21 protein-coding genes are annotated in these 22,497 nt (G+C 61.3%); 8 read left to right on the top strand and 13 right to left on the bottom strand.

The features are described from left to right. From MOV76_RS22930 to MOV76_RS22915, 4 genes are all read right to left on the bottom strand, one after another. Positions 1 to 339 (bottom strand): methylenetetrahydrofolate reductase (locus tag MOV76_RS22930; protein ID WP_247265348.1); only part of this gene is annotated, 339 nt, incomplete at its 3' end. A 1-nt stretch (position 340) separates the two neighbouring features. Then, the gene (locus MOV76_RS22925) at positions 341 to 1,366 is read right to left on the bottom strand and encodes a metalloregulator ArsR/SmtB family transcription factor (protein ID WP_247265347.1); all 1,026 of its coding nucleotides are present in this window, start codon (positions 1,364 to 1,366) and stop codon (positions 341 to 343) included. 166 nt (positions 1,367 to 1,532) lie between these two features. Then, positions 1,533 to 3,182: an energy-dependent translational throttle protein EttA gene (ettA, locus tag MOV76_RS22920; RefSeq protein ID WP_018242886.1), complete on the bottom strand. Its 1,650-nt coding sequence runs from the start codon at positions 3,180 to 3,182 to the stop codon at positions 1,533 to 1,535. A 98-nt stretch (positions 3,183 to 3,280) separates the two neighbouring features. After that, positions 3,281 to 4,021 carry a ribonuclease T2 family protein gene (locus MOV76_RS22915; RefSeq protein ID WP_018242887.1) on the bottom strand — a complete coding sequence of 247 codons (741 nt, stop codon included), beginning with the start codon at positions 4,019 to 4,021 and terminating at the stop codon, positions 3,281 to 3,283. Positions 4,022 to 4,178: 157 nt separating this feature from the next. On the opposite strand from MOV76_RS22915, the gene MOV76_RS22910 reads away from it, so the two are divergent. The 4 genes from MOV76_RS22910 to MOV76_RS22895 are packed head-to-tail and all read left to right on the top strand — an operon-like array spanning position 4,179 to position 8,990. Next, entirely contained in the window at positions 4,179 to 5,108 is a 930-nt protein-coding gene (locus MOV76_RS22910) for an alpha/beta fold hydrolase (RefSeq protein WP_247265346.1), read from the top strand. A 32-nt stretch (positions 5,109 to 5,140) separates the two neighbouring features. Next, positions 5,141 to 6,097, top strand: coding sequence for a DMT family transporter (locus MOV76_RS22905; protein WP_047623487.1), 957 nt, complete (start codon positions 5,141 to 5,143; stop codon positions 6,095 to 6,097). Between the two features lie 24 nt (positions 6,098 to 6,121). Beyond that, positions 6,122 to 7,324: a CaiB/BaiF CoA-transferase family protein gene (locus tag MOV76_RS22900; protein ID WP_247265345.1), complete on the top strand. Its 1,203-nt coding sequence runs from the start codon at positions 6,122 to 6,124 to the stop codon at positions 7,322 to 7,324. Between the two features lie 13 nt (positions 7,325 to 7,337). Continuing rightward, positions 7,338 to 8,990 carry a thiamine pyrophosphate-binding protein gene (locus MOV76_RS22895; protein ID WP_247265344.1) on the top strand — a complete coding sequence of 551 codons (1,653 nt, stop codon included), beginning with the start codon at positions 7,338 to 7,340 and terminating at the stop codon, positions 8,988 to 8,990. A 30-nt stretch (positions 8,991 to 9,020) separates the two neighbouring features. On the opposite strand, the gene MOV76_RS22890 is transcribed toward MOV76_RS22895, so the two are convergent. From MOV76_RS22890 to MOV76_RS22875, 4 genes are all read right to left on the bottom strand, one after another. Next, positions 9,021 to 9,257 carry a hypothetical protein gene (locus MOV76_RS22890; protein WP_130723523.1) on the bottom strand — a complete coding sequence of 79 codons (237 nt, stop codon included), beginning with the start codon at positions 9,255 to 9,257 and terminating at the stop codon, positions 9,021 to 9,023. Positions 9,258 to 9,384: 127 nt separating this feature from the next. Further along, complete coding sequence (locus MOV76_RS22885) at positions 9,385 to 9,726, bottom strand: RidA family protein (protein WP_047623419.1); 342 nt, start codon at positions 9,724 to 9,726, stop codon at positions 9,385 to 9,387. Positions 9,727 to 9,798: 72 nt separating this feature from the next. Next, positions 9,799 to 10,137 carry a TIGR01244 family sulfur transferase gene (locus tag MOV76_RS22880; protein ID WP_018074112.1) on the bottom strand — a complete coding sequence of 113 codons (339 nt, stop codon included), beginning with the start codon at positions 10,135 to 10,137 and terminating at the stop codon, positions 9,799 to 9,801. A gap of 71 nt (positions 10,138 to 10,208) precedes the next feature. Further along, complete coding sequence (locus MOV76_RS22875; RefSeq protein WP_247265343.1) at positions 10,209 to 11,048, bottom strand: aldose 1-epimerase family protein; 840 nt, start codon at positions 11,046 to 11,048, stop codon at positions 10,209 to 10,211. 360 nt (positions 11,049 to 11,408) lie between these two features. On the opposite strand from MOV76_RS22875, the gene MOV76_RS22870 reads away from it, so the two are divergent. The 4 genes from MOV76_RS22870 (at position 11,409) to MOV76_RS22855 (ending at position 15,631) form a co-directional block, all read left to right on the top strand. Continuing rightward, on the top strand, positions 11,409 to 12,809 hold the full coding sequence (locus MOV76_RS22870; protein WP_028732858.1) for a L,D-transpeptidase: 1,401 nt from the start codon (positions 11,409 to 11,411) through the stop codon (positions 12,807 to 12,809). A gap of 235 nt (positions 12,810 to 13,044) precedes the next feature. Next, positions 13,045 to 14,013, top strand: coding sequence for an aliphatic sulfonate ABC transporter substrate-binding protein (locus MOV76_RS22865; protein ID WP_247265342.1), 969 nt, complete (start codon positions 13,045 to 13,047; stop codon positions 14,011 to 14,013). A gap of 21 nt (positions 14,014 to 14,034) precedes the next feature. Continuing rightward, positions 14,035 to 14,874 (top strand): ABC transporter permease, encoded by an 840-nt coding sequence (locus MOV76_RS22860; RefSeq protein WP_028732860.1) that lies wholly within the window; start codon positions 14,035 to 14,037, stop codon positions 14,872 to 14,874. A gap of 1 nt (position 14,875) precedes the next feature. Continuing rightward, positions 14,876 to 15,631 (top strand): ABC transporter ATP-binding protein, encoded by a 756-nt coding sequence (locus MOV76_RS22855; protein WP_018446577.1) that lies wholly within the window; start codon positions 14,876 to 14,878, stop codon positions 15,629 to 15,631. A 56-nt stretch (positions 15,632 to 15,687) separates the two neighbouring features. Here MOV76_RS22855 and MOV76_RS22850 read toward each other — a convergent pair whose 3' ends face one another. The 5 genes from MOV76_RS22850 to MOV76_RS22830 all read right to left on the bottom strand — a co-directional run bounded on the left by MOV76_RS22850 (position 15,688) and on the right by MOV76_RS22830 (position 22,428). After that, entirely contained in the window at positions 15,688 to 16,386 is a 699-nt protein-coding gene (locus MOV76_RS22850) for a ParA family protein (protein WP_018242897.1), read from the bottom strand. A 231-nt stretch (positions 16,387 to 16,617) separates the two neighbouring features. Next, entirely contained in the window at positions 16,618 to 17,769 is a 1,152-nt protein-coding gene (locus MOV76_RS22845; RefSeq protein WP_018242898.1) for an iron-containing alcohol dehydrogenase, read from the bottom strand. Further along, entirely contained in the window at positions 17,766 to 19,151 is a 1,386-nt protein-coding gene (locus MOV76_RS22840) for an aldehyde dehydrogenase family protein (protein ID WP_247265341.1), read from the bottom strand. The genes MOV76_RS22845 and MOV76_RS22840 overlap by 4 nt, the downstream gene beginning before the upstream one ends. 207 nt (positions 19,152 to 19,358) lie before the next feature. Further along, positions 19,359 to 20,726 carry a glutamine synthetase family protein gene (locus MOV76_RS22835; RefSeq protein ID WP_018446579.1) on the bottom strand — a complete coding sequence of 456 codons (1,368 nt, stop codon included), beginning with the start codon at positions 20,724 to 20,726 and terminating at the stop codon, positions 19,359 to 19,361. 145 nt (positions 20,727 to 20,871) lie between these two features. After that, a complete protein-coding gene (locus MOV76_RS22830; protein WP_028732865.1) occupies positions 20,872 to 22,428 on the bottom strand; it encodes an amino acid permease in 1,557 nt (518 codons plus the stop codon). Positions 22,429 to 22,497: the final 69 nt, after the last annotated feature.

Genomic DNA, 22,497 nt, shown 5'->3' with positions numbered 1-22,497 from the left:
GCCGCCGGGCGCATCGCCGCGCAGCGCCACGAAATGCGTTACGCCGGCTTTGCGGAACGTGTCGACCACCTGATGCGTCTCTTCCTTGGTCGCACCGACACAGGTGAGATGCGAGGCGGTGGCAAGCGGCGTCTGCGACAGGAACCGCGTGACGGTGGTCAGCGTCGGCGCTTTGGTGGTGCCGCCGGCGCCATAGGTCACCGAGACGAAATCCGGGTCCCAGTCCTGCAGCTGACTGACGGCATGCCAGAGCTGCCCTTCCATCTCCTCCGATTTAGGCGGGAAGAATTCGAAGGAGACCCTGATGTTGCGGCCGCGCGCTTCGTTTTTCAAAACCATGTCATACCCTCCCGGCAAATGTAGGTTCGGCACCTTCGCTCGCCTGCGAAGCCATGAGGCGCCTCGGATCGCGCGCGAGCCAGACGGTAACCGTCAACCCCTGCTCGCTTTGCTGACCCGGATGAAGATCGACGACCTGCTCGACGTCGAGCCCGGCCTTGCGCAGCCAGTCGGACATTGCCTGGTGCGAAAAGCCGAGACGGACATGCGCATGCTCGTCGCGGAGATATTCGAGCGTGTGCGGCGCAAGGTCGATGACCACGAGCCGGCCACCCGGCCGGAGCATGCGCGCCGCTTCCGCGATCGCAATTTCCGGCTGATCGAAGAAATGCAGCACCTGATGGATCGTCACCAGATCGAAATCCTGTCCCTCGAACGGCAGGTTCAGGATATCGGCATGGCGCACGGTGGCCTTGGTGATGCGGGACTTGTCGAGATTCGCACGCGCCACGCTCAGCATGTCGCGGCTGGCATCGACGCCGGTCGCGCGGCGGTAGAGCCCGGACAAGAGTTCGAGGATGCGGCCGGTGCCGGTGCCGAGATCGAGCAGCGAGTCGATCGGCTGGCTGCCGAGCAGCCGGATGACAGCGGCGTCGACCTCTTCGTCGGCCGCATGCAGGCGGCGAAGCTCGTCCCACTCGGCCGCGTTGCGGCTGAAATAGGCCTGCGCCCGCTCGGCGCGCTGACGCTTGACCTGCGAGAGCCGCTCGCCGTCGCGAAGGATGGTCGGATCGTTCTCGGAAACATGCTTCAGCAGCGCCCGCACCAGCATGGCGGCCTTGCCGTCCTGCTTGAGGCGGAAATAGGCCCAGGCGCCCTCCTGGTAGCGTTCGATCAGTTCGGCCTCGCCGAGCAGCTTCAGGTGACGGGAGATGCGGGGCTGGGATTGGCCGAGAATTTCGGTAAGATCGGTCACCGTCAGGTCGCCGCTGTCAAGAAGCGCCAGAAGACGCAGGCGCGTGGGCTCGCCGGCCGCCTTCAAGACGTCCACCAGCGCATCCAGTCCAAGCTTCAAGGGTTCGCTCATCTTCGATCCAATCAAGATATAAAGATATCTTTATGTGATTTGAAAAGCGGTGGCAAGCGAGAATTAGCTCTCTCCACGAAATTGCCTGCTCAGATTGCGACAGAGCCAGACATGAAAAAGCCCCGGCCGAACCGGGGCTCTCGCAAGCGAAAACAGATGGAATAAATCAGCGCGTCAGGCGCTTGTGGGCCTGGCTGCCCGGGTTAAGGGCGTCGGGGCCAAGGCGGCGCACCTTGTCCTGTTCATAATCCTCGAAGTTACCTTCGAACCATTCGACATGGCCGTCGCCTTCGAAGGCGAGGATATGCGTCGCCAGACGGTCGAGGAACATGCGATCGTGGCTGATGATGATGGCGCAGCCGGCGAAATTCTCCAGCGCGTTTTCCAGCGCACCCAGCGTTTCCGTATCGAGGTCGTTGGTCGGTTCGTCGAGCAGCAGAACGTTGCCGCCGGCCTTCAGCATCTTGGCAAGGTGAACGCGGTTGCGCTGACCACCGGAGAGATTGCCGACCTTCTGCTGCTGGTCGCCGCCCTTGAAGTTGAAGGCGCCGCAATAGGCACGGGAGTTCATGTCGAACTTGCCGAGCTTGATGATTTCGGCGCCGCCGGAGATTTCTTCCCAGACCGTCTTGTCAGCCGCAAGCGCGTCACGGCTCTGGTCGACATAACCGAGATGCACGGTCTCGCCGATACGGATCGAACCGCCATCCGGCTTTTCCTGGCCAGTGATCATCTTGAACAGTGTTGTCTTGCCGGCGCCGTTCGGGCCGATGATGCCGACGATGCCGCCCGGCGGCAGCTTGATCGACAGGTCGTTGATCAGCGTGCGGCCCTCGAAGCCCTTGGTGATGCCTTCCATCTCGATGACCACCTGGCCGAGGCGCTCGCTGACCGGGATGATGATCTGCGCGTCGCCGGGACGCTGCTTCTCGGCGGCATCCACCAGCTGCTCGTAGGACTTGATACGCGCCTTGGACTTGGCCTGACGGGCCTTCGGGCTGGAAGCGATCCATTCCTGTTCGCGGCTGATCGCCTTCTGGCGCGATGCGTCTTCGCGGCTTTCCTGCAGCATGCGCTTGGCTTTCGCCTGCAGGTAGGCCGAGTAGTTGCCTTCGTAAGGAATGCCACGGCCGCGGTCGAGTTCGAGGATCCATCCGGTGACATTGTCCAGGAAGTAGCGATCGTGGGTGATCATCATCACGGCGCCCGGATAGTCGCGTAGATGCTTTTCGAGCCAGGCGATGGTTTCGGCGTCCAGGTGGTTGGTCGGTTCGTCGAGCAGCAGCAGATCCGGCTGCGAAAGCAGCAGACGGCAGAGCGCGACACGGCGACGCTCACCACCGGAAAGGCTGGTGACTTCGGCGTCGCGCGGCGGGCAACGCAGCGCTTCCATCGCCATTTCGACCTGGCTTTCCAGATCCCAGAGGTTCTGGCTGTCGATGACGTCCTGAAGCTTGGCGCCCTCTTCCGCCGTCTCATCGGAATAGTTCATCATCAATTCGTTGTAACGATCGAGGACAGCGGTCTTCGAGGCAACGCCTTCCATGACGTTCTCGAACACCGTCTTGTTGGGATCGAGATGTGGCTCCTGCTCCAGATAGCCAACCGTCGCACCCTCGGCGAGCCAGGCTTCGCCGGTATACTCCTTGTCCTGGCCCGCGATGATGCGCAGTACGGTGGATTTACCCGCGCCGTTCGGACCGAGGATACCGATCTTGGCATCCGGGTAGAACGAAAGGTGGATATTCTCCAGGATCTTCTTGTTGCCATAGGCCTTGTTGAGGCCGGACATATGATAAATGAACTGACGTGCCATGCTGCGCTGCTCCGGGCGGGAAACTTTGATTGTGCCGCTATGTAGGCGAAACAGCGCCTCCGGGCAACGCCGAAACCCGGTTTACTCAGGATTTCCGGTCAAAAGCCCGCAGCGTCGACGACGCCCTCGTCGCAGCCGAACGACGTTTTTCCAGCACCTTGGATCAGATCGGCAAGCTCGGCACTTTTCGCCGATGCCGCTCCGGCAGCTTCCGAAAGCCCGATCGTCAGCTCGCTGATCATCCTGACATTGCCGGCCCGCCGGCAGCTCATCTTGACACGATCGCCGGCACCCGGTCCAAAGCTCTTGTCGAAAGCCGCCTTGATCGCTTCGGCCTTGACCGGCTTGCCGATATTGGCAGCGAAGAGATCACGCACAGCCGACGCGTTGAGTGCACCCACGAGATGCACACCGACGCCGAAATAGTCGTCGGCACTCATCTTCGTGCAGGTGCCGTGCTTCACCCATTCATGCCGTTCCAGGCCGGATTGCGTGCCGGGCATCGCCTTGGCAAGCGCCGTCTTCGTCTCCGCTGCAAGCGTGACCTCCGGTAGCTTGTTCCAGTCGCCGTCCTTGTCGGCGGTCTTCTGATCGGCGCTCACACCACAATAATCCTGCCGCATCGGCCAGAGCCCGTGCAACGAGAAGTTCGTCGCGTCAGGGCGCTCGCCGGTCTGGCTGGCGCATTCGGCCTTCTTCTGGTTTGTCTGGCAAAAAGCCGGCTGCCAGCTCGCCGCCAGAATGAAGCGGGTGCGCCCGCCGGCCTCCTGCGCCACGGCGGCGCCGGCAATAACCATCGACACAGCGAACGACAAGGTACGCAATTGCATGCTGCTCATTTCAACCCCCAAAAAGAACAATACAGGAACAAATAAGCATCAAATTCAAAAGGCCGCAACCCTGAATCGCAACAAGGCTGCAATTTGTTATCGGATAACCAAACGCCGATGTTGCAATTACCCGGCGATCTGGTCTGTTGCCGCCGGGAGGACCCACATGTTTTCTGAAACGCAAAGGCTCGCCGTGCCAGGGGCGTCGCTGGCCTATCACCATGCCGAGGCCATCACCCCCGCACGCGGGATCCTGTTGATATCGCATGGCTTGGCCGAACATTCGAAACGATACCGCTCCTTTGCCGAGGCGATGGCGGTGCGCGGCTATCCTGTCTATGCCCACGATCATCGCGGCCACGGCGAGACGACGGCAGCCGATGCGCCGATCGGCCGCTTTGCCCGGCGCGGTGGGGTCGAAAGGGTGATTGGCGACGTCATCGCCATGCGCGGCCATGCGGCCTCCTGCCATCCCGGCCTGCCGGTGATCCTCTTCGGCCATTCGATGGGCGGCCTCATCGCCCTCAATGCAGCCGTCACGGCTCCGGCCGACTTCGATGCTGTCGCCGTCTGGAATTCGAATTTCGCCGTTGGCCTTGCCGGCCGCGCCGCCCAGGCGATCCTGCTTGCCGAGCGCATGCTGAAGGGCTCTGACGTGCCGAGCGGCCTGCTGCCGAAGCTCACCTTCGGCACCTGGGGCAAATCCATTGCCGGCCGCCGCACCGAGTTCGATTGGCTGTCGCGTCGTCCTGATGAAGTTGACAAGTATGTCGCCGATCCACTCTGCGGCTTCGACGCCTCAGTCTCTCTCTGGCTCGATCTCTTCGAGTTGACCTTCCGCGCGCCGCAGAAAATCCATCTCGACCGGCTGCCGCGGGATATGCCGATCCATCTGGTCGGCGGTGGAGTGGACCCGGCGACAGAGCGTGGAAAAGCGGTACTCTGGCTGTCAAACCATTTGAAAGACCAAGGCTTCTCCCGTATCAGCAGTGAGATATATCAGGACATGCGGCACGAAACACTGAATGAGATCGGCGCGGATGCGGCGATCGCAGCCTTCGCCGAGTGGTGCGACAGGGCCGTCGCAAGATCCTGAGCGACCAATATCCTGAGTACAGGGATTTCATCATGAGCAGCTCCTCCGCCCGCCCCGTTTCGTCCGCCTCCGACGTGACGATGGGGCTTGTGCTGATGGTACTCTCGGTGATGGTCTCGCCGCTCATCGATATTTTTGCCAAGCTTGCGATCACGACCGTGCCATCCGGGGAGATCACCGCCGGCCGTTTCATCGTCCAGGCGCTCTGCATGCTGCCACTGGTGATATGGCGGCGCAGCTTCGCCGATTTTTCCTGGCGACAGAGCCTGTTCCATGCCATCCGCGGCGCGATCATCACCGTCTCGATGATCTCCTTCGTCACGACGCTGAAATATATGGCGGTCGCAGACGCGATCGCGATCTTCTTCGTCGAGCCGATCATGGTGACGATCCTCGGTGGCATCTTCCTGAAGGAGACGATTGGCTGGCGGCGGTATACCGCCTGCGGCGTCGGCTTCTTCGGGGCGATGCTGATCATCCAGCCGAGTTTCGAAGAGGTCGGCTACATCGCGCTTCTGCCTGTCGTCAGCGCGCTGTGCATCGCCATCTTCGTGCTGATGACCCGCGCCCTCTCGCGCAGGGAAGACCCCTGGTCGATGCAGTTCCAGATGAGCATCTGGGGCCTGCTCTTCTGTGTCCTCCTGCTTTTCCTCGGTCAGGGAACCGGCTCGGACCTCTTCGATCCGGTCATGCCGGAAGGCCGCGCCTGGTTCTATGTCGCCGGCGTCGGCGCCATGGCCGCAATCACCGGCATCCTCGGCGTCTACGCCTATCGCGCAGCACCGGCCTCGACGCTGGCGCCGCTGCAATATTTCGAGATCGTCTCGGCGACAATCTTCGCCTGGCTGGTCTTCGGCGACTTTCCGGATGCGGTCAAATGGCTCGGCATTGCCATCATCGTGGCATCAGGCTTCTACATCCTCTGGCGCGAGCGCCGCTTTGCTTCAAAGCCTGTATCCGATACATCTGAGGTGACGCTGGCGCCTTAAATGAGAATGAGAGCCCGGAGGAACATGACGGAGACCGTGACGAAAAAGCCGCCGCTTGCCGGTATCCGGGTGATCGAGCTTGCCCGCGTGCTCGCCGGCCCCTGGGCAGGACAGATGCTCGCCGATCTCGGTGCCGACGTCATCAAGGTCGAAAATCCCGACGGCGGCGACGACACGCGCCAATGGGGGCCGCCCTTCGTCGAAAGTGCCGATGGCGAGAACCTCTCGGCCGCCTATTACCACGCCGCCAATCGCGGCAAGCGCTCCGTCACTGCCGATCTGAAGAGCGCCGAAGGCCAGGATTTCGTCCGCCGCCTCGTCTCCACCGCCGACGTGGTCATCGAGAATTTCAAGCTCGGCGGCCTCGTCAAATACGGGCTCGATTATGACAGCCTGCGCAAGGTGAACCCGAAGCTCGTCTATTGCTCGATCACCGGCTTCGGCCAGAACGGCCCTTATGCCAGCCTCCCCGGCTACGATTACATCGTCCAGGGCATGTCCGGCTTCATGTCGATCACCGGTGAACCAGGCGGCCAGCCGATGAAGGCAGGCGTCGCCATTGCCGATATCTTCACCGGCATCTATGCCGTCTCGGCGATCGAAGCCGCCCTGATTCACGCCCTCAAATCAGGCGAAGGCCAGTTGGTCGACATGGCCCTGCTCGATGTGCAATCGGCCGTGCTTGCCAATCAGAACATGAACTATCTGATTTCCGGCGAGGCGCCGACCCGCCTCGGCAACGCCCATCCCAATATCTCGCCCTATGAGGTCGTGCCGACGGCGGACGGCTACCTCATTCTCGCAGTTGGAAACGATGGGCAGTTCCGTCGCCTCTGCACCATCCTTGGCCTGGAGGCCATCGCCGGCGACGAGCGTTTCGCCACCAACAAGGCCCGCGTCGGCAATCGCGGCGAAGTGCGACGCCTCGTCTCCACCGAGACGTTGAAATGGCAGAAGGCGGATCTGCTAAAGGCCTGCGAGGAGAACGCGGTTCCATCAGGCGCCATCAATACGATCGAGGAAATGTTCGCCCATCCGCAGGTGCAGGCCCGCGGCCTGCGCATCGACCTTGCAGATGCCGCGGGCACTGTGATCCCCGGTGTCAGGACGCCTGTGGTGCTGTCGGAGACGCCGCTGCGTTACATCAGGCCGAGCCCGCGTCTTGGCGAACATCAGGCCGAAATCCTGGCGGAGCTCGCCGAGCTCGAGAGGAAGGCATCGTCATGAAGAAGGCATTGTCATGAAGAAGACGGGCGGAGAACTGATCGTCGAGGCGCTGAAGGCGAATGGCGTCAAGCGTCTCTCCTGCGTGCCCGGCGAGAGCTTCCTCGCCGTGCTCGATGCGTTGCGCGACAGCGATATCGACGTCCTTGTCTGCCGCCAGGAGGGCGGAGCGGCGATGATGGCGGATTGTTGGGGCAGGCTGACCGGCGAACCCGGCATTTGCATGGTGACCCGCGGCCCCGGCGCCACCAACGCCTCCGCCGGCCTGCATATATCAAGGCAGGACTCGATCCCGATGATCCTGTTCATCGGCCAGGTGCAGCGGGAAGCACGCGAGCGCGAGGCCTTCCAGGAGGTCGAGTTCCGCCGCGCCTTCACCGAATTCGCCAAATGGGTGGGTGAGATCGACGATGCCGCCCGTATTCCCGAATTCGTCACCCGCGCCTTTGCGGTCGCAACCTCCGGCCGACCTGGCCCTGTCGTGTTGACGCTGCCGGAGGACATGTTGCGCGATGAGGTCGAGGCACCCCGCGCCAGGCACTATGCCAACGTCGAGGCCCATCCCGGCCGCCGCCAGATCGACGATTTCTATCTCCGCTTGCTGAAGGCCGAGCGGCCGATGGTAATCCTTGGCGGCACGCGCTGGGATGCCGATGCCGTCGCCGATTTTCAGAGCTTCGCCGAGCGTTTCCAGCTGCCTGTCGGCTGTTCCTTCCGCCGGCAGATGTTGTTCGATCATCTTCATCCCTGCTATGCCGGCGATGTCGGCATCGGTATCAATCCCACTCTGGCGAAGGAGATCAAGGAGAGCGACCTGCTGATCCTCCTCGGCAGCCGCATGTCGGAAATGCCGTCCTCCTCCTATACGCTGATCGATATCCCCTACCCCCAGCAATCGCTGGTGCACATCTATCCCGACCCTTCCGAGCTCGGCCGCGTCTATCGCCCGGATCTTGCCATCTGCGCGGCACCGGCCGATTTCGTCGCCGCGCTCGCCGATCTGGAAGCGCCGGGCGAACCGCACTGGACCGAGCGCACCGCACGCCTGCACCAGGTCTATCTCGCCTGGTCGACGCCGCCATCGACAGGTCCGGGCGCCGTCCATATGGGGCCGATCATGGAATGGCTGGAGGCCAATACCGGACCGCAGACGATCTTCACCAATGGTGCGGGCAACTACGCCACCTGGGTGCACCGCTTCCATCGTTTTCGCCGTTTCAACACCCAAGCCGCCCCCACCTCCGGCTCGATGGGTTACGGCCTGCCGGCGGCGGTGGCCGCCAAGCGGCTGTTTCCCGAGCGCGAAGTCATCTGCTTTGCCGGCGACGGCTGCTTCCTGATGCACGGCCAGGAATTCGCCACCGCCATCCGCTACGGCCTGCCGATCATCGCAGTCGTCGTCAACAACGGCATCTACGGCACGATCCGCATGCATCAGGAGCGCGAGTATCCCGGCCGCGTCAGCAGCACCGATCTGACCAATCCCGACTTCGCAGCCCTTGCCCGCGCCTATGGCGGCCACGGCGAGACGGTGGAAACGACAGCGGAATTCGCCCCCGCCTTCGAGCGGGCACGTGCCAGCGGAAAACCCGCGATCATCGAAATCAAGCTCGATCCCGAGGCGATCACGCCGACGCGGACCCTGACGCAGATTCGCGAGAAATCCTGATTGAAAAGCGGCGCTTGAGACGGCAGAATCTTAGCGAGCGAGCTCGCGCTTCAGCATTCTGCCCAGCTGATCGCAGCTCTCGTTGGTATATTGTCTCGTCGACTGCCGCGTGACACCACGGCGAGCAGTACCAAAAGCCCGTTCTGTTGCGGTTTCCGGGTCTTTGAGTTCTTTTCGAGCAAACTTCAGGAAAAGAGCTTTCGCGTCGCTGACGAGCTGTGGACGCTTGTAGTGCATGTCGCAAGTCAATGCGATGACCATGCTCACGGAGGCCACGCCAAGCCCCTCACCTCTAGGGATTGACGGAAGTTCTTCCGTAGAAGCCACGGAGGCCGCGAGGCAACCGGCAAAACAAAGTGTCAGCAGGCGTCTCGTCGGCATCCGTGTCCTCAAATCAGATCGCAGCCGTGATGATGAACTCGACCTTGTATTTCGGCGCAGCGAGCTTGGCTTCGCTGGTGGCGCGGGCCGGCGGATTGGCCGGATCGATCCAGCCTTCCCAGACGGCGTTCATCTCGGCGAAATCGGCGATATCGGACAGGTAGATGATCGTCTGCAGGATCTTCGACTTGCTGCTGCCTGATGCAGCCAGCAGGCGGTCGACTTCGGCAAGCGAGGACTTGCACTGATCGGTGACGCTTTCGCCCTCGCCGACCTGACCTGCGAGATAGACCGTGTTGCCGTGAATGACGGCGCCGCTCATGCGCGAGCCGACGTCGATACGCTTAATGCTCATTATAGTCTCCTGAGTGAATGGAGGTGGCGGCGCTGAGGTTCAACGCCGGAAAATCGGCCCCCCGGAACGGGCTCAATTACGGATATGGTGGGTCTTCTGGTAAATCGCCGTCGAGCGCGCGCCGGAGCGGCAATAGCCGAGCATCGGCCGCGGGAATTCATCGAGCGCGTCGACCATGCCCTGCACGGCTTCCTCGGTCACGCCCATCGGTCCAACCGGCACATGGGCGATCTCGAGGCCGAGCTCCTTGGCGCGCGCCTCGATGACGGAGAACGACGTCTGGTCGGGACTTTCGTGATCGGGGCGGTGGCAGACGATCGATTTGAACCCCAGCGCCTTGATCTCGTCGAGCTCCTCCAGCGTGATCTGGCCCGAAACCGAATATTCATCGTCGATCTGGCGAATATCCATCGTCTTGTCTCCTCAAAAATCGTGGGCTGAAGGTCTACGACGGAGGTCTGCCAGCGTCAACAACACTTCGTTCACAGGAAGGTAAAGGTCAGCGCATGGCTTCGGCTCTCGCCGGGCGCCAACATGTTGAACTCACCAGCGGCCTGAAGCTCGTCGCGCGATATCCAGCGATGCGAAACCGGCTCGATACCGATGATATGGGCGGGCGCCTTCTGGTTCCGCCAGACCTGCAGATGGGGCAGCGTGTCGGCGCGGAAGCGCACACGCAGCGTCCTGCCGCCGATTGCGGCGATCGGTCCGAGGCGGACCTCTGCGAAGCCCTCCTCCGTCGCCGGCGCCGTGACGCAGAAGATGCCGCCCGGCTCCTCGCCGAACGCCCAGGGGAAACCACCATTCTCCAGCATCTGGCCCTCGAGCCGCGTGCCCTCGTCCAGCCATTTGCCGCCAGTGTTCATGTGGTACATCAGGAAGGTCGGCACCGTCCGATCGCTCATATTGACGACCCGGTCCTCGAGCCGCACCTCGCCGGTCGCCCCATCGATCCGCCACAGCCGCTCGATGCGCTGCGGCAGTCCTTCGATGGTGGTGATGTCGATATCGGCGCGGCATTCGGCATTGCCGTTCTCGAACTTCGTCCACAGCACCTTTGCCGCATGGCCGGAGGCCGATCCGTGCAGCGGATAAACCTTGCCGTCGTCCCGGCCGGGAATCGGCTGGCGGTGGCGGATATGATCCGGCCCGCAGGTGAAGAGAAAGCCTTCGAGCGAGTGGTCGATTCGCGCATCACCGTCGTCGGGAATGGCACGTTTCGGCGCGATGTCGACGCCGTCGACAATGCATCCGCCGATATCCAGCACCGATGTTTCGTCCAGCATCAGGCGCGGCCCGCTTGCGGCGGCAAATTCGATCATCACGGTCTCCTCGGGGAATTGTCGGCCCCTTAGAGCGCCGTGCGTCCTTTCGGACGCACAAAGGACGCTCTAACACTTTGAATCGACGCATGTGCTTTTCGAAAATTGATTCCGATTTTCGGAAAGCACGATGCGCTAGCGTTAGGTTTCGCGCCGCCATTCGTCAATCGGTGCCGTTCCTATCTTGTGGTTTTGCAGCAACCGTGGAATTCGCGGAACTGCCACAAGGACGCAAACGTTTATGAGTAAAAGGAAATCTTAGTGATTTTCATATTTTGTTCAGCACGGTTTCATAAATTCCACACTAGCGTCAAAATTCGCATGTGTGTGTCTGCCCAGTCACTGTTCGAGGTGTGAGACGTGAATCGCTTTTTAAAATCGGCATTTTGCCTCGCAGCCAGCTTGGCTGCCCTTGCGGCTATAGCGCCGGAGGCAGGCGCGCAGCAGTTCCGCGACCGCCGCCAGAGCGATATCGTGCTCGTGACGCCAAACGGCGAAATCCTCGACTACGTTCCAACTGGCTATGCCTACGCCCGGGATCGTAGCGGCAATCGCGTGTTGATCGATGCCTATGGCAACGTCGTCGCTACCGAGATGCGCGCCCGGGGCTACTATCCGCCGCGGCCCGGCCCGCGCGAGGTCTATAACGACCAGTACGGCGACGACCCCTATTATTCCGACAACAATCCCGATGGCGATACGCGTTATTCCGAGCGGGGCGCCGTCACCGGCGGCATTCCGCGCGATGCGGCGATCGAACGCCGGCCGCTTGGCGAGCAGCCCTATCCCGATGACAACAGTATCGGTAATCCGCAGCCCGGCGACGATTATGCCTCGATCGACCCCGATCAGCAGATCCCGCCCGCCGACGCGCCCAAGACCGCGCCTGATGAGCCCGTCATCACGCTGAAGAACAAGTCGAAGCCCGAAATCGTCGCGCTGCAGGTCTTCCTCGATCGTGCCGGCATCTCTCCGGGTGTCATCGACGGCCATATGGGCTCGAACGTCACCAAGGGGATCTATGCCTATGACCAGATGACCGGATCGAAGCTCGATCCCAACGACACCGATGCCATTCTGGAAGAGCTGCGCATGAACGGCGGCCTGCCCGTCGTCAGTTACACGATCACGCCGGCCGATGCCGCCGGTCCCTTCGTCGCGGAGATCCCGGAGGATTATTCGCACAAGGCGCTGCTGCCGTCGCTCGCCTATACCTCGACCACCGAAATGCTGGCCGAACGCTTCCACATGGATGAGGCCTTTCTCAAGGAGATGAACCCCGGCGCCGATTTCAGCGTTCCCGGCACCGTCATCAAGGTCGTCAATCCGGGTGAGCCGAAAAGCGGCGAGGTTGCCCGTATCATCGCCGACAAGGGCCGCAAGCAGGTCTTCGCCTATGACGGCGCCGGCAATCTCCTCGCCGCCTACCCGGCATCGATCGGCTCCACCGACACGCCCTCTCCGTCAGGCTTGGTGAACGTCGAGCGTGTCGCCTTCAATCCCGGCTATACCTACAATCCGAAGATCAATTTCCAGCAGGGTGCCAACGACAAGATCCTCAACATCCCGCCCGGCCCGAACGGTCCCGTCGGGACCGTCTGGATGGCGCTTTCCAGGCCGACCTACGGCATTCACGGCACGCCCGAACCCTCGAAGATCGGCCGCACCCAGAGCCACGGCTGCATCCGCCTGACCAACTGGGATGCGACCGAACTTGCCAAGATGGTCAAGCCGGGAGTGACGGTCGAATTCGTCGACTGAACATATCATCGCGTCTTCAGGCGGAATGACCGCAATGCGAACAGACAACAATGTCACGCGACTGGATCGACCAATACGCGGCGGGATCGGTGCTGCCCCGCACTTTGACACAACAATCTAGCGCGGGCCGCGACGGCAGTTCAAAATTGCTCTTCCGCACCAAAGTTTGGAACCCGAAAGCGCGCCAAAAGCTATTAAATCTGTAGATTTCACTTCCTAACATTTTGGAGGTCGTATGAAATCGCTTGTTCGATTGGCTTTAAGCGTTTTGGCGGGTTTGGTCGCAGTCGGCACGGCGCAGGCTGCCGATGTCTCGGAAATTCGCGTGGACTGGGCGACCTACAACCCGGTCAGCCTCATTCTGAAGGATGAAGGCATCCTGGAAAAGGAATTCGAAAAGGATGGGATCAAGATAACCTGGGTCCAGTCCGCAGGCTCCAACAAAGCCCTGGAATTCCTGAATGCCGGCTCCCTCGACTTTGGCTCGACGGCGGGTGCGGCTGCATTGATCGGCCGCGTCAACGGCAACCCGATCAAATCCATCTATGTGTATTCGCGTCCGGAATGGACTGCACTCGTAACACGCAAGGATACCGGCATCGCCAAGGTCCAGGACCTCAAGGGCAAGTCCATCGCCGTGACGCGCGGCACCGACCCGCACATTTTCCTGGTGCGCGCCCTTGCCGATGCTGGCCTGACTGAAAAGGACGTTTCGCTTGTTCTGCTACAGCACGCGGACGGCCGCCTTGCGCTGAAGCGGGGCGACGTCGACGCTTGGGCCGGCCTCGATCCGATCATGGCCTCCGCCGAGATTGAAGATGGCGATGTGCTGTTCTATCGCAAGCCGGAAAACAACAGCTGGGGCGTGCTTAACGTGCGCGAAGAGTTTGCTATCGCGCATCCTGATCTCGTCAAACGCGTGCTTGCTTCATACGAGAAGGCGCGCATTGAAGCTCTGAAAGATCCGACCAAGCTCAAAGCCGCCCTCGTTGCCGCCACCAAGCTGCCCGACACGGTGATACAGCGCCAGCTGGAGCGCACGAACCTCACCTATTCCGTGATCGGCGATGCACAGCGCGAGACGATCGAAGCAGCGGGTCTCGCTTTGCAAAAGGCCGACGTCATCAAGGCGGATGTCGATGTCGTCAAGACCGCATCGTCGCTGGTCGATCCCAGCTACGCCTCGGCCGCTCTCGGCCAGTGAAGCGATAGAAAGAACGTTCCCATGTCCTTGGTGCACATCGCGCTGTCATGGCACAATACGGAAACAGGAAGGGAGACCCGGCAGCGCCGGGTTTCGCCTTTCGATCGCCCGATTGTCGGAATCGTGTTTCCGGTTGCGTTGTTTGCCGCCTGGGAAATCCTCGTTCGTGCGGGAATAGTCGGAGGTCGTTTGATGCCCCCGCCCTCGAAAATACTCTATACGGTCTATGCGCTGGCGGCCTCCGGCGATCTGGCAACGCATGTCGGCGCGACGCTGCGCAGAGTGGCGATCGGCTTCGCCTTCGGGTCCCTGGCGGGGACCGCTCTTGGGGCGCTGACCGGGTACTCCAAACCGCTCGCACGTCTGCTGGATCCGACCCTGCAGGCTCTGCGAGCCATTCCCTCCATTGCCTGGGTGCCGCTGTTCATCCTGTGGTTCGGTATTTTCGAAGCCTCCAAAGTCGCCCTGATTGCCGTTGGCGTCTTCTTCCCGGTCTATCTAGGAGTCTATGGCGCCGTCGTCGGCGTCGACAGGCGCATCGTAGAGGTCGGTCGCGTCTTTCGGCTTTCTGGCTTCGAGCTCATTCGTCTGATCTTGCTGCCGGCGGTCCTTCCGGACTTTATCCTTGCCCTGCGCGCAGGCCTGGGCCTCGGTTGGATGTTCGTCGTTGCGGCGGAATTCATGGGCGCATCCGAAGGCCTGGGATATCTTCTGGTGGATGGTCAGCAACTCGGAAAGCCGGATCAGATCCTGGCGGCTATTTTGATCTTTGCCGTTGTCGGCAAGGCGACCGATAGCCTGCTTCTGATTGTGAGCGCGCCGTTTCTGCGCTGGCGCGACACCCATGCGAGCGGGATCTGACATGCTTGACATCCGCTCCCTGTCCAAGATCTATCCCAACGGAACACATGCTCTGCAAGACTTCTCCCTCAGTATCGGCAAGGGAGAGTTGGTCGCGGTCATTGGAGGATCGGGTTGCGGCAAGAGCACCCTTCTGAGACTGTTGTCGGGCCTCGAAGCCCCTACACTGGGCGAAATCAGCTTGGAGGGACGGCTGCTGACAGAGCCGGACTCGCTCGTGAATATCGTCTTCCAGGAGCCCCGGCTCTTTCCATGGCTGACAGTCGCGGACAATATCGGTTTCGGCCTGCGCCATCTGGCAAGCAGCGAACGGGATGAGCAGGTATCGGCGGCCCTGGAGAAGATTGGCCTTCGCGGCCACGAGAAGCGCTGGATAAAGGAGCTGTCCGGCGGGCAGGCGCAACGCGTGGCCCTGGCGCGAGCACTCGTGACGAAGCCGGCCGTTCTCCTCTTGGACGAGCCCTTCTCCGCACTCGATGCGATGACGCGTGTCGAACTCCAGGATCATCTGATCGATCTATGGCGCGTGAATGCCACGACGATGCTGCTCGTCACGCACGATATCGAAGAGGCAGCCTTTTTGGCGGATCGCGTCGTCGTGATGCGCCCCTGGCCGGGACGCATTCTAGAGGTGGTCGATATAGGCCTGCCGCGACAACGCAATCGCATGTCGGACGAATTGGCCGAAGTCAAAAGGCGGCTTTCCGACCTTCTGGCTCATTCTCTCAATGATGGCAGCCGCACGGCAAGCGCCTGAAAAACGAAATGCGTCGCGGAGCCAACCGGACGCACTTCGTTCGAGGATGCGGGAACTCAGGCTGCCGTCGCCATGCGGGCGGACGCCACCAGCCTTACCGGCAGCTTGCGCATCATTTCCTCGGCAAAACAGGTGGCGTTTTCACGGGCCTTGTCGAGATTGCTGACGCGCGCGGGATCGATCGTGTGCAGCGTGCCGCCACAGTCGAAGATGTCGCGAAAGGCGGAGCGTTCGATAATTGCGGTGTCCAGCACCGGCACATGCCGCTCGCTGAGCAGCGACTTGACGACTTGCAGCGCCCGTGTCGTCACCATCGAGTTGACGCGGGTCAGCACCACCGAATGGCCAATCTTGATGCCGGCTTTCTCATCCAGATACTGCAGCAGTTCGAGCACCTGCGCGCCACCGCGCGCATCCATTGCACAGCCCTGGATCGGAATCAGCACGTGGTCGGAAAGGCCGACGGCTGTGGCAAGCAGCGGATTGCGTGCACCCGGCAGGTCAACGATGAAATAGTCGGTATTGTGCTTGTTCTCGCTGATATGCTGCGGCAACGAGGCGGTTGTCACGAAATCGATCACCGAAAGATTGGCCACGTGACCAGAGATCTCGTGCCAGCGTGAAATCCAGTGCTGCGGATCGGCGTCGAGAATGGTGACGCGATAGCCTTTGCGGGCAAGCTCGGTCGCGAGCAGGAGAACAGCGGTCGTCTTGCCGGCGCCTCCCTTGGTATTTGCGAATGTGATAACAGGCATGTTCGGTCCTCGGAAGGAAAGAGGTGCGAGCCGGAATCGCTCTTTTACGCACCCTCGGAGCATCGTGCGGTTAATCCATCCTTTCTAATCATGGTTAACAAATTCGAAACACGCGCGGCGAAATTGCAGCCGGTATTTTTCACATCCCTAAAACTTGGGATATCGCGGCAACGAAAAAAGCCCGGAAAACCGAGGTTTTCCAGGCCAGTCAAAAGGTCCGCTCTTATATTGTCAGAAGCAATCCCTGAAAAGGACCTTGGTATTTTCGAGCGTCATGGCAACCGGGTTGCCGCCCGCACTCGGATCTTCGATCGCCATGGCCGACAATTCGTCGATGCGGTCGGCAGCGATTCCCATCGCCGACAGCGTCTCCGGCACCCCGAGTTCGGAGCGGAGCTTCAGCACATAGTCGTAGAACCCGTCGAACCCGCCGGAAATGCCGAGATAGGCGGCGGCGCGGCCGATCTTCTCCTCGATCGCCTTGCGGTTGAAGCGCAGCACCGCCGGCATCACCACCGCATTTGTCATGCCGTGATGGGTGTTGTAGACGGCGCCGATCGGGTGCGACAGCGCGTGAATGGCGCCGAGCCCCTTCTGGAAGGCGACCGCACCCATGGCGGCCGCCGCCATCATGTTGGCGCGGGCTTCGAGATCGGTGCCTTCCCTATAGGCGCGCGGCAGGAATTCCTTGACGAGCCGCATGCCTTCGAGCGCGATGCCGGCCGACATGGGGTGATAGAAGGGCGAGGAATAGGCCTCGAGGCAATGGGCGAAGGCATCCATACCGGTGCCGGCCGTAATGATCTTCGGCATGCCGACCGTCAGTTCCGGATCGGAGATGACGACGCCAGGCAGGAACTTCGGATGGAAGATGATCTTCTTCACATGCGTCTCGGAATTGGTGATGACGCTGGCACGCCCGACTTCCGAACCGGTGCCTGCCGTTGTCGGTACGGCAACGATCGGGGCGATGCCCTCGAGACTCGCACGCGTCCACCAGTCGCCGATATCCTCGAAGTCCCAGACCGGCCGCGTCTGGCCGGCCATGAAGGCGACGCACTTGCCGAGATCGAGGCCGGAGCCGCCACCGAAAGCAACGACGCCGTCATGGCCGCCGTCCTTGAAGGCCCTGACGCCGGCTTCGAGGTTCTTCTCGTTCGGGTTCGGATCGACATCGGCAAAGATCGCGCGGCCGAGACCTGCATCCTCGAGGATATCGAGCGCAGTCTTGGTGATCGCCATCGAGGCAAGGCCGCGGTCGGTGACGAGCAGCGGCTTCTTGATGCCGAGGCTCTTGCAGGCGTCGGCCAGTTCCGTGATGCGGCCCCGGCCGAGCTTGACCGATGTCGGGTAGCTCCAATTTGCGGTGATGTTGCTGCTCATGCTGTGACTTTCTTCAGATGAAAGGATTTCGGACGCGTCAGATTTTGGAAGCCGATGATCGACAGCGAGCCGCCGCGGCCAGTCTCCTTGACGCCGGTCCAGCAAAGTGCCGGGTCGAGATAATCCGCGCGGTTCATGAAAACGGTGCCGGTTTCGATCTCGCGGCCGAGCCGCCCTGCCCGCTCGACATCTTTGGTCCAGAGCGAGGCCGTCAGCCCATACTGGCTGTCGTTCATCAAAGCGAGGGCCTCCTCGTCGCTCTTCACCTTCATGATGCCGACCGCCGGACCGAAAGTCTCTTCGCGCATGAAGGCCATGGAGTGGTCGACGTCGACGAGAATCTGCGGTGCAAGATAGGCACCGCCGTCATCCTGTGGGAAAAGCTTGGGATCAACAAGCTCTTTGGCGCCCTTGGAAACCGCATCAGCGATCTGCTCGCGCACCACCTTGGCGAAGCGCTTATGTGCCATCGGCCCGAGCGACGTATCGGGATCGAGAGGATTGCCGAGCTTGTAGTTCGACACCCAGGCAACCGACTTCTCGACGAAGGCGTCATAGAGCGATTCATGCACGTAGATGCGCTCGATGCCGCAGCAGCACTGGCCGGAATTGTAGGTCGCGCCGTCCATCAGCGTGTCGACGGCTGCCTCGAGATCGGCGTCCTCCATGACATAACCCGGATCCTTGCCGCCGAGTTCGAGGCCAAGGCCGGTGACGGTGCCGGCGGCGGCCCGCTCCATCGACCGCCCGCCTTCGACCGATCCGGTGAAGTTGACGAAATTGAAGCTGCCGGCGGCAATCAGCGACGATGTCGTTTCATGGTCGAGAAAGACGTTCTGGAACACATCTTCGGGAACGCCGGCCTCGGTGAAGGCCTGCACCAGCCGCTCACCGACCAGCAGCGTCTGCGAGGCATGTTTCAGCACCACGGTATTGCCGGCCATCAGTGCCGGCGCAATCGTATTGATCGCTGTCATATAGGGATAGTTCCACGGCGCGACGACAAAGACGACGCCATGCGCCTCGCGCTCGATGCGGCGCTCGAAACGCTCGCTCTCCTCGACGACGAGAGGCGCGAGCGCATCCGCTGCGATCGAAGCGACATAGTTGGAGCGCTCGTTGAAGCCCTTGTATTCGCCGCCATATTTTACCGGCCGACCCATCTGCCAGGCAAGCTCCGGCACGACGACGTCGGACATCTCGTTCAGCCGCGCAGCACCCTTCAGCACCAGCTGCACACGCTCTTCGAGCGGCCGTTTCGCCCAGGCCTTCTGCGCCTTGCGCGCGCGCGCCACCACGTCCCTGGCGGCATCGAAAGAAAGGGCTGCGCGTTCGGCATAAACCGACCCGTCAACCGGTGAAATGCATTGGATCATTGCCATGATCGAATCCTGTCCTCGTATTCTTCAATATCTTTGCGAAGGCCGTAGCCCCTCATCCGCCTGCCGGCACCTTCTCCCCGTAAACGGGGCGAAGAGGATATGCCGCACCGGCTTTCCCCAACATCGACGCCGCGTTTGGCACGTCCCCTCTCCCCGCTTTTACGAGGGGAGGGTTAGGGTGAAGGGCAAGCAACCCGCAAATGCCTATTAAGCTCTTTCGAAACCGCGCGCCACTTCCCAGTCGGTGATACGGCGGTCGTATTCTTCCTGCTCCCATTCGGCAGCGCGGGTGTAATGGTCGATCACGTCGTCGCCGAAGGCTTTGCGCAGCATTGCCGATTCCGTCATTTCGGTCGTGGCCGCACGCAGCGTGCGCGGGATTTCGCGAACGCCCTTGCCGCCATAGGCGTCGCCGACAAAGGGGGCTTCGAGTTCCAGCTTGTTCTCGATCCCGTCAATGCCGGCGGCAAGCAGCGCGGCGAAGGCGAGATAGGGATTGAGATCGGAGCCGCCGACGCGGCACTCGATACGAATTCCCTTGGTTTCCTCACCGCAGAGCCGGTAGCCGGCGGTGCGGTTGTCCTTGCTCCAGATCGCCTTGGTCGGCGCAAAGGTGCCGGCCATGAACCGTTTGTAGGAGTTGATGTAGGGCGCCAGGAAATAGGTGATCTCGCTCGCATGGGCGAGAAGCCCGGCGACGTAATTGTGCATCAGCGGCGACATGCCGTACTTGCCGGTATGGTCGAAGAACAGCGGCTTTTCCTCCAGGCTCCAGAGCGACTGGTGGATATGCGAGGAACTGCCGGCCGCATTGTAATTCCACTTAGCGAGGAAGGTGATGGCCTTGCCCTTCGACCAGGCGATCTCCTTGCAGCCGTTCTTGATGATTGCGTGGCGGTCGGCCATAGCGAGCGCATCGGCGTAGCGCACGTTGATCTCCTCCTGGCCGGCCGAAGCTTCGCCCTTGGAGTTCTCGACCGGGATGCCGGCGCCCTGCAACCCGGTGCGGATCGCCCGCATCACCTCTTCCTCCTTGGTGGTCTGGAAGATGTGGTAGTCCTCGTTATAGGCGCTGGCGAGCTTGAGGTTGCGGTAGCCGGAAGTCTGCGCCGCCTCATAGCTCTGGTCGAACAGGAAGAATTCGAGCTCGGAGGCCATGTAGGCCTTCATGCCCATATCCTCGAGCCGCTTCACCTGCTTCTTCAGGATCGCGCGCGGCGAGTGAGCGACCTCCTCATGCGTATGATGGTCAAGCACATCGCAGAGCACCAGCGCGGTGCCTTCCAGCCAGGGAATTCGACGCAGCGTCGCAAGATCCGGCTTCATCGTGTAGTCGCCGTAGCCCTTCTCCCAGCTCGTCGCCTTGTAGCCGGAGACGGTCTCCATCTCCATGTCGGTGGCGATCAGATAGTTGCAGCTGTGCGTTTCCTTCCAGGCGCTCTCGACGAAATATTCCGCCTGGAAACGCTTGCCCATCAGCCGGCCCTGCATATCCACCTGGCAGGCCAGAACCGTGTCGATGCGCCCTTCGGCAACATCTTTCCTGAGGTCGTCGATTGTGTAGCTGCTGCTCATGATTGATCCGCCTGAATTGGATTGACAAAATCGGGGCAACGAAATCGCATGCGCTCGGCCGGACTTTTCGGCCCGATGCCTTTTCGTTGAACCGTGATGGGGCCGCAGGATGCGGCCCCGCCATTTGAGAGGGAAGCCTTGATGCTTAGTTTTCGCCGCTTTCGCCGACGGCTGCTTCGGCGGCCGCGATCTCGGCCTGACGCTTTGCCACTTCGGCGCCGATCGGCGGCCCCTTGAAGCGACGGCTTTCGAAGCCGAACCAGACGATCGCGGTCAGCACCAGGAAACCAACGGTGATGTAGAGCGCCCATTCATTCGGCGGCTGGATGCCGAGGATGAAGATCAGGATCATCGCGATCACAGTCAGCACCGCGAAGAGCTTGAAGACGCCTTCGCCGAGGTTCCATGGCCCCATCTTGTCCCACTTCGACGTGCCCCAGGCGAACAGGCCGAGCGTGATCGGGATCGCGAAGGAGAAGAACAGGAAGATGACCGTGCACGAGACGACGATCGTATAGACCGGCGTGTCGCCGATCGAAACGAGCGAGGAACCCCAGACGAACAGAACCGACAGGATCGAGCCGGTCCAGATCGCAGCCACCGGCGTGCGGTATTGCGGGCTGACCTTCGACAAGGCCTTCGATGCCGGCAGACCGCCGTCACGCGAGAAGGCAAAGATCATGCGCGAGACCGAGGTGACGGTCGCAAGCCCGCACAGCCACTGGCTGACCAAGATGGCAAGATAGAGAATATCCTTGACGATCGGGTTCACCTGGCTGTCCATTGCCCAGAAGAACACGTTCCAGCCCTGCTTTGCCGCATCATCCATATTCGGCAGCATCAGAACGAAGGCGCAGAGCATGATGTATCCGAAAAGCGCCGACCAGAGAACCGACGCGACCATGCCGCGCGGGACCGATTCGGCAGCCTTGACTGTCTCTTCCGACGTATGCGCCGAGGCGTCATAGCCGGTGATGGTGTAGATCGGCAGAAGCAGGCCGAGAAGGAAGACCCAAGCACCGGAAGTGGAGGGCCAGACATTGCCGCCGACTTCGCCGGAATAGTTGGCGAAGGTAAAGAGGCGACCGATCTCATAGGAGGGCGCTGCGATCAGGCAGACGGCCGCCAGCGCGATTGCTGTTGCAAAGATCAGATAACCCGAAAAGTCCGTCAGCTTCGCGGTCAGTCCGATGCCCATGTGATTGACGAGCGCCTGCGCGCCGGTGATGACAACGAGGAAGGCGATGCGCACCATCGTCGTATCCGTCAGCCCGAAATAGCTGGTGCCGAACGAACCCATGAAGAAATAATAGGTGCCGACGTTGATGGCGCCGAGCACAGTGACGAGACCGAGCAGGTTGAACCATGCGGTCAGCCAGCCGGTGAAACGGTTACCGAGGATGGAGCCCCAGTGATAGAGGCCGCCGGCCGTCGGATAAGCGGAGCTGATCTGCGCCATGGCGACGGCGAAGACGAGCGAGATGAAGCAGCCGAGTGGCCAGCCGATGCCGATGGCGGCTCCGCCGGCGCCCGAGGTTGCCTGCGCCAGCGAATTGATGCCGCCGGAGAGGATGCAGATAATGGAGAATGATACGGCGAAGTTCGAGAACGAACTCATGCGTCGTTCGAGTTCCTGGGCATAACCCATGGAATGCAGGATGTGCACATCCTGCTTCTTGTCCAGTTCGGAATAATCCGACATGACTTCCCCCTGTTCACGATCGGCCGCGGGATTGCGGCCGGTTCAGTGCCAATTGTCCGCGGCATTTTC

Origin of the sequence: Rhizobium sp. PRIMUS64, from assembly GCF_023006465.1 — a bacterium.
GTDB classification, from domain to species: Bacteria; Pseudomonadota; Alphaproteobacteria; order Rhizobiales; family Rhizobiaceae; genus Rhizobium; species Rhizobium leguminosarum.
Note: the sequence above shows the minus strand (reverse complement) of the source record. Positions and strands in the feature narration are given on the sequence as shown.